Origin of the sequence: Gluconobacter cerinus, assembly GCF_025961355.1 — a bacterium.
In the GTDB taxonomy this organism is placed as follows: domain Bacteria; phylum Pseudomonadota; class Alphaproteobacteria; order Acetobacterales; family Acetobacteraceae; genus Gluconobacter; species Gluconobacter cerinus.
Map to the genome: position 1 here is coordinate 2,305,001 of NZ_JAOQNM010000001.1, position 15,004 is coordinate 2,320,004.

12 protein-coding genes, 1 tRNA gene, 2 rRNA genes and 1 pseudogene (1 of these 16 only partly in view) are annotated in these 15,004 nt (G+C 53.9%); 10 read left to right on the forward strand and 6 right to left on the reverse strand.

What is annotated here, in order from left to right; all coding sequences use genetic code 11:
* From M2305_RS10720 to M2305_RS10740, 5 genes are all read left to right on the forward strand, one after another.
* Positions 1–978: ribosomal RNA gene (locus M2305_RS10720) — 23S ribosomal RNA — on the forward strand; it begins 1,759 nt to the left of the window's first position.
* An 80-nt stretch (positions 979–1,058) separates the two neighbouring features.
* Positions 1,059–1,173, forward strand: a 5S ribosomal RNA gene (gene rrf / locus M2305_RS10725).
* Between the two features lie 48 nt (positions 1,174–1,221).
* Positions 1,222–1,298 (forward strand) — tRNA-Met (locus tag M2305_RS10730).
* A gap of 43 nt (positions 1,299–1,341) precedes the next feature.
* On the forward strand, positions 1,342–1,653 hold the full coding sequence (locus M2305_RS10735) for a hypothetical protein (protein ID WP_264649333.1): 312 nt from the start codon (positions 1,342–1,344) through the stop codon (positions 1,651–1,653).
* Between the two features lie 318 nt (positions 1,654–1,971).
* Complete coding sequence (locus M2305_RS10740) at positions 1,972–3,051, forward strand: IS5 family transposase (RefSeq protein WP_015075063.1); 1,080 nt, start codon at positions 1,972–1,974, stop codon at positions 3,049–3,051.
* 91 nt (positions 3,052–3,142) lie between these two features.
* Here M2305_RS10740 and M2305_RS10745 read toward each other — a convergent pair whose 3' ends face one another.
* A complete protein-coding gene (locus M2305_RS10745; RefSeq protein ID WP_264649334.1) occupies positions 3,143–3,457 on the reverse strand; it encodes a hypothetical protein in 315 nt (104 codons plus the stop codon).
* 242 nt (positions 3,458–3,699) lie between these two features.
* A complete protein-coding gene (locus tag M2305_RS10750) occupies positions 3,700–4,386 on the reverse strand; it encodes a LexA family transcriptional regulator (protein ID WP_264649335.1) in 687 nt (228 codons plus the stop codon).
* 157 nt (positions 4,387–4,543) lie between these two features.
* Between M2305_RS10750 and M2305_RS10755 the strand changes: the two genes are divergently transcribed.
* Complete coding sequence (locus tag M2305_RS10755) at positions 4,544–4,795, forward strand: hypothetical protein (RefSeq protein ID WP_211510326.1); 252 nt, start codon at positions 4,544–4,546, stop codon at positions 4,793–4,795.
* A gap of 185 nt (positions 4,796–4,980) precedes the next feature.
* Here the strand turns inward: M2305_RS10755 and M2305_RS10760 are convergent.
* The 4 genes and pseudogenes from M2305_RS10760 to M2305_RS10775 all read right to left on the reverse strand — a co-directional run.
* Positions 4,981–5,076, reverse strand: a pseudogene (locus M2305_RS10760) (hypothetical protein); the annotation flags it as partial.
* A gap of 114 nt (positions 5,077–5,190) precedes the next feature.
* Complete coding sequence (locus M2305_RS10765) at positions 5,191–5,964, reverse strand: N-acyl homoserine lactonase family protein (protein WP_264649336.1); 774 nt, start codon at positions 5,962–5,964, stop codon at positions 5,191–5,193.
* On the reverse strand, positions 5,961–7,490 hold the full coding sequence (locus tag M2305_RS10770; protein ID WP_211499251.1) for an amidohydrolase family protein: 1,530 nt from the start codon (positions 7,488–7,490) through the stop codon (positions 5,961–5,963). Before M2305_RS10770 ends, M2305_RS10765 begins: the two co-directional genes overlap by 4 nt.
* Positions 7,491–7,517: 27 nt before the next feature.
* Complete coding sequence (locus M2305_RS10775) at positions 7,518–8,777, reverse strand: alpha/beta hydrolase (protein ID WP_211499252.1); 1,260 nt, start codon at positions 8,775–8,777, stop codon at positions 7,518–7,520.
* A gap of 521 nt (positions 8,778–9,298) precedes the next feature.
* On the opposite strand from M2305_RS10775, the gene M2305_RS10780 reads away from it, so the two are divergent.
* From M2305_RS10780 to M2305_RS10795, 4 genes are all read left to right on the forward strand, one after another.
* The gene (locus M2305_RS10780) at positions 9,299–9,454 is read left to right on the forward strand and encodes a hypothetical protein (RefSeq protein WP_211499253.1); all 156 of its coding nucleotides are present in this window, start codon (positions 9,299–9,301) and stop codon (positions 9,452–9,454) included.
* A 231-nt stretch (positions 9,455–9,685) separates the two neighbouring features.
* A complete protein-coding gene (locus M2305_RS10785) occupies positions 9,686–12,139 on the forward strand; it encodes a TonB-dependent receptor (protein WP_264649337.1) in 2,454 nt (817 codons plus the stop codon).
* 24 nt (positions 12,140–12,163) lie between these two features.
* The gene (locus M2305_RS10790) at positions 12,164–13,765 is read left to right on the forward strand and encodes a carboxylesterase/lipase family protein (RefSeq protein WP_211499255.1); all 1,602 of its coding nucleotides are present in this window, start codon (positions 12,164–12,166) and stop codon (positions 13,763–13,765) included.
* 1 nt (position 13,766) lies between these two features.
* Entirely contained in the window at positions 13,767–14,957 is a 1,191-nt protein-coding gene (locus tag M2305_RS10795) for an MFS transporter (protein ID WP_264649339.1), read from the forward strand.
* Positions 14,958–15,004 lie beyond the last annotated feature (47 nt).

The following is a 15,004-nucleotide window of genomic DNA, read 5'->3' on the forward strand; positions in this document are numbered from 1 at the left end:
GGCCGTAACTATAACGGTCCTAAGGTAGCGAAATTCCTTGTCGGGTAAGTTCCGACCTGCACGAATGGCGTAACGACTTCCCCACTGTCTCCAGCATCGACTCAGCGAAATTGAATTCCCCGTGAAGATGCGGGGTACCCGCGGTCAGACGGAAAGACCCTATGAACCTTTACTGCAGCTTTGCAGTGGCATCAGGAAAATCCTGTGTAGGATAGGTCGGAGGCTTTGAAGCCGGGGCGCCAGCACCGGTGGAGCCACCCTTGAAATACGACCCTGAATTTTTCTGATGTCTAACCGAGACCAGTAAGCCTGGTCCGGGACCCTGCATGGTGGGCAGTTTGACTGGGGCGGTCGCCTCCCAAAGTGTAACGGAGGCGCGCGATGGTGGGCTCAGGCCGGTCGGAAACCGGCTGTCGAGTGCAATGGCATAAGCCCGCCTGACTGCGAGAATGACAGTTCGAGCAGAGACGAAAGTCGGCCATAGTGATCCGGTGGTCCCACGTGGACGGGCCATCGCTCAACGGATAAAAGGTACTCTAGGGATAACAGGCTGATCTCCCCCAAGAGTCCACATCGACGGGGAGGTTTGGCACCTCGATGTCGGCTCATCACATCCTGGGGCTGGAGCAGGTCCCAAGGGTTCGGCTGTTCGCCGATTAAAGTGGTACGTGAGCTGGGTTTAGAACGTCGTGAGACAGTTCGGTCCCTATCTGCCGTGGGTGTAAGAGACTTGAGAGGATTTGTCCCTAGTACGAGAGGACCGGGATGAACATACCTCTGGTGCACCGGTTGTCACGCCAGTGGCACAGCCGGGTAGCTAAGTGTGGACGGGATAACCGCTGAAAGCATCTAAGCGGGAAACCCACCTCAAAACGAGGTCTCATAGAGCCGTGACAGACCATCACGTTGATAGGCCGGGTGTGAAAGTGCAGTAATGCATGCAGCTAACCGGTCCTAATCGCTCATACTTCTCACATCAAACACATGCACAGAAATCAGCCACACTCATAAAACACCAACCTCCACCCACTCTCAAAAAGACTGGGTGGGCTAGAAGACCTGGTGGCCATTGCGAGGGCCCTACACCCGATCCCTTCCCGAACTCGGCCGTGAAATCCCTCAGCGCCTATGATACTGCACCTCAAGGTGCGGAAAAGTCGGTCGCCGCCAGGTCCCCTAGCCCACTCACCACTCCCACAATACCAACATCACCAATACCACCGCGGGGTGGAGCAGCCCGGTAGCTCGTCAGGCTCATAACCTGAAGGCCGTAGGTTCAAATCCTACCCCCGCAACCAATGTATCCTGCACTAAGAACTTCTCGAGAACGCCAGCGTCCGGATGACGCTTGGCGTTCTTTTTGTTGTGGACAGCGAAGCCCAGCATCGCCGCCAGATCACCCTCAAGAAAAATCCCAAGCTCCCCATTCTCCGGAATGAGGCGGATCCGCGTGATCAGAGAACGAATCGCTTCTCTGGCTTGCGTCCCGGTGGCCTCGTTTTGCAGGCTGGCGTGAAGAGACGCGATCTTTTGGCGATACAGCTCCGCCATGTTGGGATGCAGCAGAGGCGGCGGGGAAGGGGCTTCCGCCAGTCGTTCCTCTATCTCGGCCTTGCGGGTTTCAAGTTGACCGATGCGGTCTTTGAGGCGTGATCCCGGGACGCCATCAAGAATAGCCTGAATGGCCTTGTCCAGTTCACGCTCGATTTTGGGGAGCTCGGATTTCAGAGCGACCAGATCGGCCCCTTTCTCCATCCGCAGCCGGTTAACCTCACGTGTGAACTCCTCACAGAATTCCCTGAAGAGCGCAGGGTCCATCATCTGGGTTCGCAGACCGTTGAGCACGGATTTTTCCAGAACATCCCGTCGGATCGTCAGGCGGTTCTCGCAGGTGGAGGGTTCGAAAAACCCTTGGCTCTGAGCTGTTCTGTGTGATTCCATTTCTTCGGCGTTGATTGGGGATGGTGGAAGATGAAGCAGCCTGGTTTCTTTGATGTTGAAGAGCGCCTTGCTCGGCTGAGCGGGCTTGGCGATCAGCTGGAGGCCTTTTCCCGGACTGTGGATTTTGAGGTGTTCCGCCCTGATCTGGAGCTGGCTCTGGCCTATTCAGACGGAAGTAAAGGCGGACGTCCGCCGTTTGATCCGGTGCTGATGTTCAAAATTCTGGTCATCCAGACGTTGAACACTTTGTCTGATGAACGGACAGAGTATCTGATCAACGACCGCCTGTCGTTCATGCGCTTTCTGGGATTGGGGCTGTCGGACCGCGTGCCGGATGCCAAAACGGTCTGGCTGTTTCGTGAGCGTTTGACACAGGCGGGTGCCATTGAAAGGCTGTTTGACCGATTTGACGCGACCCTGCGGAACGCCGGTTATCTCCCGATGTCCGGCCAGATCCTGGATGCAACACTGGTGGCTGCTCCAAAGCAGCGCAATACGAAGGCTGAGAAAGCGGATCTCCGGGCAGGACGTATTCCAGAAGACTGGCAGGACAAGCCCGCAAAGATGTCGCATAAGGATCGTCATGCACGATGGACACTTAAGTTCACGAAGGCGAAGCGGCAGGACGATGGAACCATACCGTCGAGCGATCTCGCCATCCCGTTCTTTGGCTACAAATCCCACGTCTCCATCGACCGGAAGTTTCGGTTCATCCGAAAATGGAAGACGACGGATGCCGCCGCCAGTGATGGTGCGCGATTGAGAGAGGGGCTGTTAGATAAAACCAATACGGCCTCAAGCGTTTGGGCTGATACAGCTTATCGCTCGAAAGCGAATGAGGACTTCATGGACAAAGAGGGTTTTGTCTCAAAGGTTCACAGAAAAAAGCCGCATCTCAAGCCTATGCCCCGACATATCCAGAAATCGAATGCTGGAAAGTCCGTGATCCGATCGCGCGTCGAGCACGTCTTTGCCGACCAGAAATCACAGACGGGATTGTTCATCCGAACTGTCGGTATCACCCGGGCCACCATGAGGATCGGGCTGGCCAATATCGTCTACAACATGCGCCGCTTCCTCTTCCTCGAAAGATTGAACGCGAGCGCATAGTCATCCAGCGGGAGAGCAGTCCCCGATCTGCTCAAAACGCAGATCAAAAGCTCCCCCAAAAACCGTCAATCAAATCGCCAAAAGCCTGAAATCACGAGCCAGGCGCATCAACCAACGGTTCTTCGATCCCTCCACGTGGGACATTGAAGCTTGCCCGTACCCGGCTGAGGATGGAGGCTGCGAAGGCGGCAATCGTGATCCAGAGCAGGAAGCCAAGAACATGAAAGCCGCTGAAGCCCATCTGCTGATAGGACGCCATATCGCGTTCGACATGGCGGTGGGCACAAGGCAGAAGTCCGGCCAGAATGACACAGATCACGGAGGCGATCAGGAGGTCTTCAGGCCGCCGTGCAAAGAGCACAAGCCGCTCTTTGATCTTCTCGAAGTCGATATCTTTCTGGTCCATGACGCTCTCCGAAACAGACGTTCCGCATGCTCTCGTGAAATGGCGAAAGGGCAGGAGGAGCGTTACAGTTCGGTCAACGGGCAGGGGAGAGAGAGGATAACGGACATGGCGGCCTCCTGAGATACCCGATAGGGCGGTGAATCTCAGGCCATAATAGGCGACGAATCGCCTTAGTCAATGATTATTCGTATATAGAATGGCGCGATTAATCGCATAAGACGTTTCTATCTGCCTGGGCAAGCCTAACTGACCAGCGGTCCGCCTGACCAGATCACTTCCCCCAGAAGTGTCAGGGCCTGCGCTTCGTCTGGTGAGAGATCCTGCGGGGGATAGCGATCATGATCGGCGAGTGCACGGATCCCGCCGCCCAGACGTCGCTCAAGACGACGGATGAGAATGTTGCCCTCGACCCGTAAGGCAAAGACAGCACCGCCCTGAACGGTGACGCTGGCCGTATCAATCATGGCGAGGTCGCCCTCCCGCAGGGTGGGTGTCATGGCGTCGCCTGTCACGCTGATCAGTCTTAATCCGGTCGTCTCACGTGCGACGGTGGCTTCAAGCCAGGCTTTGCTGACGCGCAGACCCTCATCGCGATCATCGATCCAGGGGATGACAGTCTGGTGGCCGCCACGCGTCGGGGGTTCAGAGGAGCCTGCTGCATGAGACGCTGTGATGGAGGCATCCCCAACGCCGAAAGCAAGCCAGTCCAGGGAGACGCCACAAACCCGGGCGAGGGACGCGACAGCCGACAGCTTCATCTCGCTACCGCCCATATAATCCCGCAGGGTCGTATAGGGGACGCCTGCGGCCTTGGCGGCGTGGGTGATGCCGATGCTTTGGGCGGCTTGACGCAGGCGCTCGCCGCGCTCGCGGAGGAGGGTAAGTTGGTCATCCATGAGGGGGCGCTTTCGGGGGCGTGATCGAGCCATGCAGACATCCTGAACCAGAGATGTCCGTATTTAGGCGAAAACACGCTTGAATATATAGTCGAATAAACGTATGTTTCTGCATCAAACGGTGACGCGGAGCCTCGTAGGTCATCGCGGGATGCTCGCATATCCCGACTGTTCTGTTCAAGGGGTTTTCATGACCGACGATGCGCATGGCCTGTCCCTGTCCTCTCACCGGGACCCTCGACTGGAGGAGTTGCACGCAGGGTTGCATGAGGTGGTGCGACTGGTGGAACTTGAGCATTATCTGCTCCGCAGCAGGCTCGATGGTCTGAAAGCCGAGAGTGAGGCGGCCCATATTCTGGAAGGCGTCATTGTTCTGGGCGCCGTGCTCAATCAGAAGCTCGCGCATCTTCTGGGGATCTGCCGGGAGGTCGGGCGGCTGTGAGGCTTGTGCAGATTCCGGACATAAGTCGTAGAGCGGATGATATCCAAAAAATGTCGCTTTCGGGGGGTAAACTAGACTGCCTCGTGTCTGAACTTAGCCTTGTAAACTCGTCCCATTCCAATTCCCCTTCACGACCATCTTCGGTTCTGAAGGTTCGGAACTAAACCGTGACACGCCTGCTCACCGCGCTTACGCCATTTGCGGACGGTTTCGTCGCTGATGCCATAGCGCTTGGCAACGACGCTCGTAGGCTCGGTGGATCGTGCGATCTCTGCTCGCACCGCGGGGGTGGATCTGCATCATCACAGCACCTCATCACTGACGGGGCTAAAGCGCCACGCGTTATCCGCGATAGCTCACCTACCTGATTCCAATGACGTTCTGCAACAAGACAGTTAGGCATAATAGTCAGGAAACAGGCGTACATTCTGAATTTCGTTGGGGTCATGGAAAAGAATTATTTTCGCATTGAGCTCTGATGCGAGCGCATTAAGGCGTTGAATTGACTTCAGTGCATTTACTTCGTAAGTGACTGATCCAGGAGGTCTGGTGTGTTCGAAATTTTCCCTTAGGTCTCCTGCATCGAAAGTCAGTATAAAGGGACCGGTTTTCGGAAGCTGAATGAGGGCGGACTGGTGACCGGGTGTGTGGCCACTAGTCTCCAATAATGTTAGGCCGGGAAAAGCGTCCCAGTCCCCTTCGTGAAAATCCCATTGGATGCTTGGAGATGTGAAATCCTCCTTGATGTAGCCGAGACACGTACTGTTCCGGGCTTCATCGTATTCCCGCTTTTGTACCGAGACACGGGCGTGCGGGCAGTATTTGAGGTATCCAGTATGGTCAAAGTGAAGATGTGACAGGATAATCCACGGAATGTCTGAAAGCTGAATGCCGATCTGAGAAAGTTGACGCTCCAGATGGTGCTGCTTTCTGACGATGGGCGGCAACATACCATGCATGGTGAAATAAGCCTGCTGTCTGACGGGGTTAGTGATGTGTAGCGGATCAATTCCTGTGTCCAGCAAAACCCAGCCATAGAAAGTTTTTAGCAGGTAGGCGCAGACGGGCTCACTTAGAATGAAGCGCTCGTCTGCTCCTCGCACCGATATGGCCTTGGGAATAATTTCGTAACCACACAGAAGGATATACAGACGTTGGACTTCGCTCATGATGAAGGTACGGTGTTCTGACAGTGTGCGTCTGACTGGTAATAACGCCGGATGCCATCTTCCCATTCGCGGTTGATCACAGGAGTGAGGTCTGTCACTTGCGAGAGCGCTTTCTGAATGAGCGTGTCCAGTTCATTTTCTAGATCGGGCAGCGACACGCCGGTGCAGCGCCCGTTATGGACAACGGTTTTACCACCGACAACTAGAGTTTCGATGTCTTGTCGTGTCAGGCGCGTCAGAATGAGTTCGGGTAATGCCGCATCCGGTATCCTGTTACGCATGATCCTGTTTGTGCGAGCGATGACGAAGTCTGCCGGAGCTCCTTCACGAATGATGCCTCCTCCATCAGAACCAGTTATGGCTTCTCTCCCTCCGCGAAACAATGCGTCAAAATACTGAGTTAGCAGCCGCTCCTGATTGTCTGACGATATGATGCCAGCTTCTGCTCCCGGACAGAGAGATTGGGTAATGCCGCGGAGTAGGCGTGTTTCGCGCAGAATGTCTTCGTCATCTTCGAGTGACATCCCATCCAGTCCGATTCCGAAACGGACGCCGTGTCGCAATAGGCCTGTGATGGGTGGGAATCCAGAAGACAGTCGGAAATTGGATGAAACATTGCAGGAGACGATGACCCCGCGTTCAGCTAAAATTTGCAGTTCTTCATCGCGGAGCCAGCAGCCATGGGCAAGCGTCAGGCGTGGAGAGAGTAGACCGATCCGGTCAAGATAGTGGATAATCCCTTCATGAAAATGTGCATCTGCCCAGTCGCGCTGGAGCTTTGTCTCGAGGAAATGCATATGCACGCGGCGTCCGGTCTCGGCGGATCGTGCACTGAGCGTTTCGAGGGTTTTTCGGTCAACCCATTGTGGGCCTACGGGGCCGAACTGGATAGTAAAGGTGTCACTCTCTAGTTCGGCCAAGGCCTCCGTGATGGCAAGACCTTCCCCCAGTGTCCGACGATATCGTGTGGTAGAGAGCTGAGGGTAGAGGTCAGGTTGGGGAAAGTACTCTGCCAGTTTGGTGTCTGCGCCGTAAACTAGAGGATTTTCGCCTGCGAAAGGAACCGCGAACGCCACTCGTATACCGACAGCATGTGCGGCTGCCGCCACCCCTCGTGCCTCTTCTAGAAGAGCACGACCGTTCTGGGTATTGTGGCAGTGCACGACAGATCCGATGCCTGCTTCGGCCATCCGGGCGAAAGCACAGGCAGCGTTTAGATAAGCTCGCATTCGGGGTTCTACGCCTAAGCGGGAGAGCCAGACCTCAAGTGGGGCATCGGGGATGCCAACGGAGAGTGTTGGAACACCTCGCCCATGATCATGAGCATTGGCGAAAGCAGGGAGCGCGATTTTGCCGGCTCCACTACTGGGATCTGCTATCGTGGAAAGTGGGGCGAATTTGCCATTTCGTATGGTGATGCGCTGGTTGAAAAGTGGTCTCTCGTGACCGGGGCGAGCCAGAAGCGTCTCCACGGACCAGCTCAAAGGCTCTGCAACAGCAGGGGAGTGGTTAGTTAGAGTACTCATGGGTGGTCTCCTCTGGCCTTCTTGATGTTATTCGTTGAAGGGAATGCCTGTGAGAGGCTGCTGAATAGGTCCTGGCGGGGTCAGGTACTGACATGAAGAGGCAATGGGGTGACCTGCCATGATGTTGCGCATAAAGGTCTCGGAATCTGGTAGCGAGTAATTAACCGCGCCGTTATGGGTAATGCCGGGGTATTTGTGCCATTGAACGATGGTGCCAGCTCGACACAATGCCGTTGCGGCCTCGTATTGTCCGTTGGTTCCAGCCATTGCGTCAGCCAATCCGGTCCCGAGTAAAACGGGGACAGTGACATGTCCGTTCGGGAGTTCAAAATAGTGGTCCATGTCCTGATCATAGGATGTGATGTCTGCGGAGAGGAGTTCTTTACCGGTTTTGATTCCAAATTTCTTTGCGGCATCGAACAGGTCATGTAGACAGCCGTTCTGGGCAACGACTAACATTTTCTTCCCGTTTTCAGAAAGCAGCGTAGCGAGGTCAACTTCTGGATGGATAGCCTGATCCGTCCCAGCTAGCCGAAGTGTGGCGAAGGCTGGATCCATTGCATTGACTGTTGTGTAGCGCTTCTCCGTCAGAGACGATGTGCTTCGTTGGTCTTGATGGATCGTTGCGACAAGTCCCGTCAGCACTGCACCTTTCACCTTTAGGTCAGGCGCATATTGTGGAAACGCCCATGTGGCAGCAAGGGCTGCACCGGCACCTTGCGACTGACCAACGATCAGGATTTTGTTCTGTATTGTTGGGTAGTGCTCAAGTACGGTCCGGGCTGCATCGAGTAGGCTGTAGGCTTCGGGGCGGTAAAGGAGATAGGGATGCGTGCCTGGGGTGCCTAATCCCTGATAATCGGACGCTACTACGGCAAAGCCGCGTTTGAGCCAGGTATTGAGATAGGCTTGGTCTCTGGGGCGCGGTCCCATCCAGGACGGCGCGCAGATATCGGCCACACCTGTGGTACCGTGTGCCCAGATGACCAGAGGCCACCCCTCCTTTGGAACGGGGCCTGCCGGGAAGAGAATATAACCCGAAACTGGGACCTTGTGAGCGGCATTCATCCCATCCGTGGAACTGTAGAGTATCTTGAACGCAGTGCCCGTGTCGGCGGGAAGCCAGCTGGTTTTGAGAGGCTCTTTCCGGAGCAGGGTTCCTGAGGCCGCCGAGATGGAAGCAGTCCAGCCATAGAAGGATGACACCATTTCGGCGGCTTTGCAGGGCAATGCTGTGAAAGTGGCTGTAAGCGCCAGGAGAGAGAAGGAGAGAGAGAGACGTTTCATGTCAGATCCTGTCAGTTGAGTTGGTCAGGAAGGAGGGGATGAGAGCTTCAGGTTATTCTTGAGTAGGCTTTTTATTTCCTTCCGAGAGAGGGCAAAGTCTCTCTTGTTTGTAATGACGAACAGTCGGCCCTGGTATTCTCTGTCGCTTATATTCAGCAACATTATGCGATGCCTTTTCCATATCCGAACGATACCGAATCGACACAAGTTGTGATGTGAATGTCATCGGCTTGCTCCTTTGTTTTCCAGATGATCCAGCGTGTAGCTGGTTTGTGTCTAATCTGCTGCTCTTTCAATGACATCAGAACATTCTTGATGTTGGCGATATATTACCTTCGACCTTTTCCTGAAGGGTGAGGAAAGTGGTTTTTTGTTTTCTATGCGAACATGAAGTCTTTATACGAACATTATGCTTGCAAGACTTGTTGGAACTATGCAAGCTCGTTCTGAGATCGCGACAATTGCGCTTGTGGCATTGCCGTCGCTTTCAAGTGTCTTTTCAATGCATGGAACTCCTGAATATGCCCGGACTGATCTTTCACCCGCACGGAGACAGCATGTGCAGAATCAACGTCACAAACGGCGTCAGTCTTATGCGGTTGGGTATTCAGATGAGTTTTCGGAACATTGAAGTCGAATACGACGGAATGCGTGTTACCGGCAATGCTCTGCATTGACGAGGCGTATGGACACCATAATTTGAATTGTACGGCAGAAAAAGTAGAGATTCATGAGGTACATGCCGCGGAATATTGGGTGATAAGTCGTCGTATTCGAGATGAATTGATGTGTATTCAAGTGTTTTCTTGAAGAAACTATATAATTGTAATTTGTATCGCAAATAATTAAAATTTATAAGTAAAATATTTATTTATAATTTTTTTAAAAAATAATTCTTGGGCGGTTAGGTGAGCGGAATATTCTTCCATATTAGAAAATTTGTGGTGAATTTTGGGTTTCTTTTAGGTGGTGAATTTTTACTTCTTACAAGAAGTGGAGGAACGGAAATGCGTTGTAGTAGAAAGTTTCTTTTGTTGGCAGGATGCGTCATAGTGATCACGCATGTGTCTCCTGTTGATGCGCAGACGGCAGAAGATCAGAAAAAGCCCTCGGTCCCAAACGATAAGACCGAATATTTGAAAGTTCACAGCGATCCGGAAATTTCGGCCACCGGTGTGACCGGACGTCAATTTGGCGGTGGGCTGATCACGCGTGAGACTGCGGACAAGTCCATCAGCACAGTGTCGCGTGACTTCATTGCCAAGCAGTCTCCTACTCAGTCGACGTTTCAGATGCTGAAACTGACTCCTGGTGCAAATGCAGCATCATCTGACCCGTTTAACATGCAGTTTGGCGGCGGCGGTTTCTCTGTTCGGGGGCTTGATTCTTCCCAGATGGGGTTCGTCTATGAGGGAATCCCGGTCACCAGCTCCTACAACAGTCAAGTTAATCCGTCAGAGTGGGCAGACACGGAAAATCAGGAGCGGATCCGCCTGGAGCAGGGTTCTCCAGATATTTCTACCCCGACTGTTAATGCGTCAGGTGGCGTGGTAACAATTTTCACGCGTGATCCGTCTCATCATTTTCATGTGATGGCAGATGCGACAGGTGGCTCGTATGATATGGCGCGTGGATTTGCACGTGTGGATACGGGTGATATCGGCCGTTCCGGGCTGAGGATGTTTATGTCCGTTTCTCAGTCGGAGGGAAATCACACGCGTGGAGCGGGTCATGATTCAAAAACACATTTCGATCTTGGGCTCCTGAAGGACTGGGGTGCGGAAAGCCACTCTAAGCTAACGATCTCCTACAGTAACTCTGATATCTCGAATTATGCTTATCCGACCAAAGCGCAATTTTTAGCGGGTTCGAGCTATAATTATAATGCTAATTACGTAAACGGTACGAATACAAAATACTATAAACTGCATTCAAATCCATATGAGGCGCTCCTTGTTTCATTGCCTACGAAGCTTAAGCTAAGTAAGGCGCTGACGTTTAATTTTACACCATATACGTATTACAATTATGGCACGACGGGTTTTGGGGGGGTAGTTTCCGAGAGTGCGGTTTATAGCGGGCTTACGAGTTATAAGGTCGATCTGAACGGGGATGGTAAGATCGGTGGTTCATCCATGGTTTATGAACCCTATATCGAACAGACCTCCCGCTCAGGTTTCAACACGAATATGGTTTATACCGCTGGGCATAATGCCCTGACGTTCGGTTATTGGTTCCAGTATGAAAATGATAATCTGTTTTCACAGTATGGTCGGGTGAGTGCAACTGGTGCACCTTTGAACGCCTGGGGGGACAGTAATTACTATACCACGTCGAGTGGTCAGCCGATTTATCTGATGGCTTCGCATTCGTATGTGACGACGCACGTTTTGTATATTGGGGATACGTTGTCCCTCCTGCATGACAAGCTGAAGCTCAGCGCAGGCTTCCGGGAAGCGATGGTCAATCGGCAAGGCGTGAACTCTCTCCCCGGGACACCATATCATATCGAGACCAACACGGCCGAGCCCTTACCGACTGTGGGGATGACGTATACATTTGACAAACATCATCAGATTTTCGTCAATGGAAACACCGCTTTTCGGACACCTACATCCAATGCGATGTTTGAAAGCACTTACAATGGTGCTGTGTCGGGAACTGGCAATGCAAGCCTGAAGCCAGAATATTCAATTTCGGAAGAAATTGGGTATCGCTACACCTCCGACGTGCTGATGGCTCGTGTGAGCTTTTTCAATTATAACTTCACGAACCGTCTGATTAGCACGGTCGTTTATAACGGCAATCAGCAGATTCCATCACAGATCAACGGTGGTGGGCAGCATGCAAGAGGCGTCGATATCGAATTGGGAACGGCGCCCATATATCATTTCCGTCCCTATGCCTCTGCTGAATACCTGGATGCCAAGCTCGACAATAACCTGCGAGTTGGCAACGATGCACTACCTACCCGAGGTAAGACAGCTACGGGTGCCCCAAAATACCAGCTTGGTTTTGGCTTGGATTACGACAATGGGCACCTGTTCGGCAATGTGGGCATTAAATGGGTGGGACGGCAGTACTCCACGCTCATGAATGATGCATCCATTGATCCGTATGTGCAGGCTGACATGACGGCAGGTTATCGTTTGCACAATATCGGTCCGTTGAAGAACCCGGAAATTCGCCTGAACATCATAAATCTGGCGAATAATCATTATCTTTCCGGAACTTACAGCGTGAAGTCGAATGCCACGGCGGCGACTGGAGTGTATGGTACCGCCATCGCGGCTTCTGGTTCGCCAACTTACTATGTCTCTACACCCTTCATGGCGATGGCAACGGTATCAGCTGGGTTTTGACGTCAGAAGACGGGGAGGAAGCGCATGATGGACTGCCAGTTCGGACGCAGGGGGTTTCTGGTCGCGGGGAGCGCTGCTTTGGTAGGGCTCGGAGGGGGGCAGATTCCAGTTCGGAAAACGACGTCCGGGCACATAGCTGGTAGGAGCACGATCCGGCCAGGTGTCACGGCATGGCTGGGCATTCCATATGCGGCACCTCCTGTCGGAGAATTGCGGTGGAAGCCTCCCCAGCCGGTACGGCCTTGGGAAGGAATACGGCAAGCTACTCAGTTTGGTGCCAGTCCTTGGGCGCCTTCTAGCAAGACGGACTCAGTGGGTGGCTTCATCCCCAGTCATATGAACGAGGACTGCCTGACGCTGAACGTATGGGCTCCCCCTTCAGATGGTCGTCTGAGACCGGTCATGGTCTGGATTTATGGCGGAGCGTTTATCATGGGGACGACGGAAGATCCGCTTTATGACGGTGCACGACTGGCTGCTGAAGATGTGGTTGTCGTGTCCATCAATTATCGCGTGGGAATTCTTGGAAGCTTCGCCCATCCGGATCTCGCACGTGAATCCCCGCACGGCGTATCGGGCAATTATGGCCTGATGGATCAGATAGCGGCCCTGCGATGGGTGCGGGACAATATTGCCGAATTTGGTGGTGATCCGGATCAGGTCACGATTTTCGGACAGTCCGCCGGAGCTTTCAGTGTTGGCTACCATCTGGTGATGCCGCAGTCCCGAGGGTTGTTTGGGCGGGCAATTGCCGAAAGCGGGGCGCCTCTGGGGCAGCCTTCTTCCAATATCCTGCTTGGCCGAACCTCCGAGATGGAGCAACTCGGGTCGGCCTTTGCCTACAGGGTCGGGGCGACAGACATCACGGCACTACGACAAATTCCGGCCCGGAAAATTGTCGAGGCTTATGGTTTCAGCTGGCAGTTCTATCCGGCGATTGATGGTTGGTTGGTGCCGGATCATCCCTACACGATGATGGCCTCCGGCCGTTGTGCGCGTGTTCCGGTTATGGCGGGACATAACCACGATGAAGGCATGGTTTTCCCGCCTTTGGGAGGGGGCACACAGGCCGGGTTCGTTTTGGCGGTGAAGGATTTCTATGGTGCTCAGAGTCTGGATGTTCTGCGGGTGCTCGAGCAGGAAGGTCATTCCACACCTCCAGATATGGGGCATGAGATATTTGGAGATGTGGTGTTCAACTGGAACAGCATTGCGCTGTCCATGATCATGGCCCGCGTTGCGCCGAGTTTTGCCTATCGTTTTGACTATCGTTACGCCCGCTCGCCGCTTGGTAGCGATCATGCGCAGGGCGGAAAGGGCGATGGTCTGGGAGCTTTCCATGGCGCAGAAATCGGTTTCGTTTTCGGAACACATCGTTTCGTCGAAGCCGCCCGAAGGCAGGAACAGGAGCATCTCATGCGTGTCATGTCTGGATACTGGTCGAATTTCGCCAGATCAGGCGACCCGAATGGGAGCGGGCTGCCGCACTGGCCGCAATATCGTCCCGGGGACCGCAAGCTGTTTCGGCTAGACAGCGATCGGCAGGAGGTGACCGGGATCGAGAATTATGACCGTCTGGTCCTGCTGGGGCGTGCGATGAACAATAGGTTGCTGGAGCAAGGCTGATATGATGGACACTATTTCCGCCCCGTCTGCGCTTGGCCGATCAGCTTCACTGGCGCTGGTGCTGTATTGTTATGCGATGGTCGTTGCATCTATGGCGGATATCGGCATTTTTGTTTCGTTTCTGCCGCGGGTTGCGCATGAGCTAGCTATAGCTTCGACGCAGGCAGGCTTCGCCCTGTCTCTTTTCTCCGTACCATCTGCCTTAGCTTGTGTGCCGATCGGGCGTCTGGTGGACCGGATTGGCATTCGGGCTGGCATGGTAATGGCCGGATTGCTGGTTATTGTGGGGGATGTCTGTCTAGGTTGGGCTTCGGGCTGGGTTTCAATTTATGCAGGAATGTGCCTGACAGGGGCTGGTTTCGGTTGCTTGACGGTGACGTGTCCATCCGCGCTGGTATCATGGCTTGGCGGTGATATCCGCACGCGCGCGCTTTCGTTCTGGTCTACGTATGGACCTGTAGGATATGCGTGTGGGCTTTTGCTGGCGGTGCCGTTTTCCGTCGGTGCGTTGTGGCGTCACGCGTTCCTGCTGCATGCGCTGATTTTCACTGTCCTGGTGTGTTGTGCTGCACTACTTCCGCTTCGCAAGGCACGGGTGGATGTGAAGGCTGTGAGCGGCGGCCTGAGCTTGCTGTTCCATGATATGGCTGTGATCCGGCTGGCAATGGCTCTGGCTCTGCCAAATGCGGTGGCATATGGCGTGAGTGTCATAATTCCTTCCTATCTGGGGAGGATCTACGGTGTCGAACTCGGGATGTCGAACAGCGGTATCGCGGCAGCCAAGATTTTCGCGATGCTGCTTGGCGGTGTTCTGACCGGATACGTGTTGACACGGCAGATCCGCTTTCGGGCTTTGTATCGGTCGCTGGCCTGTTTCGGGTTAGGATCACTCTTCGTACTATTTTTCCCGAATGGTACGTTTGCCCTTTCCCTGGTGGCTCTGATTTGCTGGTTGCTGGCCTTCGGTGGAATGGCTGGGGCGGCAACAGCTCAGCTACCAACACTCGTTACAAAACAGGAAGATATCGGTGTGGTGTCGGGGCTCGTGGGGCAGTTGACGTCCCTGATATGCCTGACAGCACCACCGGTCTATCTGGCTCTGACGCACTGGTCTGCATATTGGGGGCTCTCCTGCGCGGCGTTGCTGATTGCGGCGTTGTCTGTCCCGTATCGGGAGGCGAATACGGCGTAAGGACAACGCTTTTTTCCAGAATAATGGGACAGGTTTTTCGCAGATTT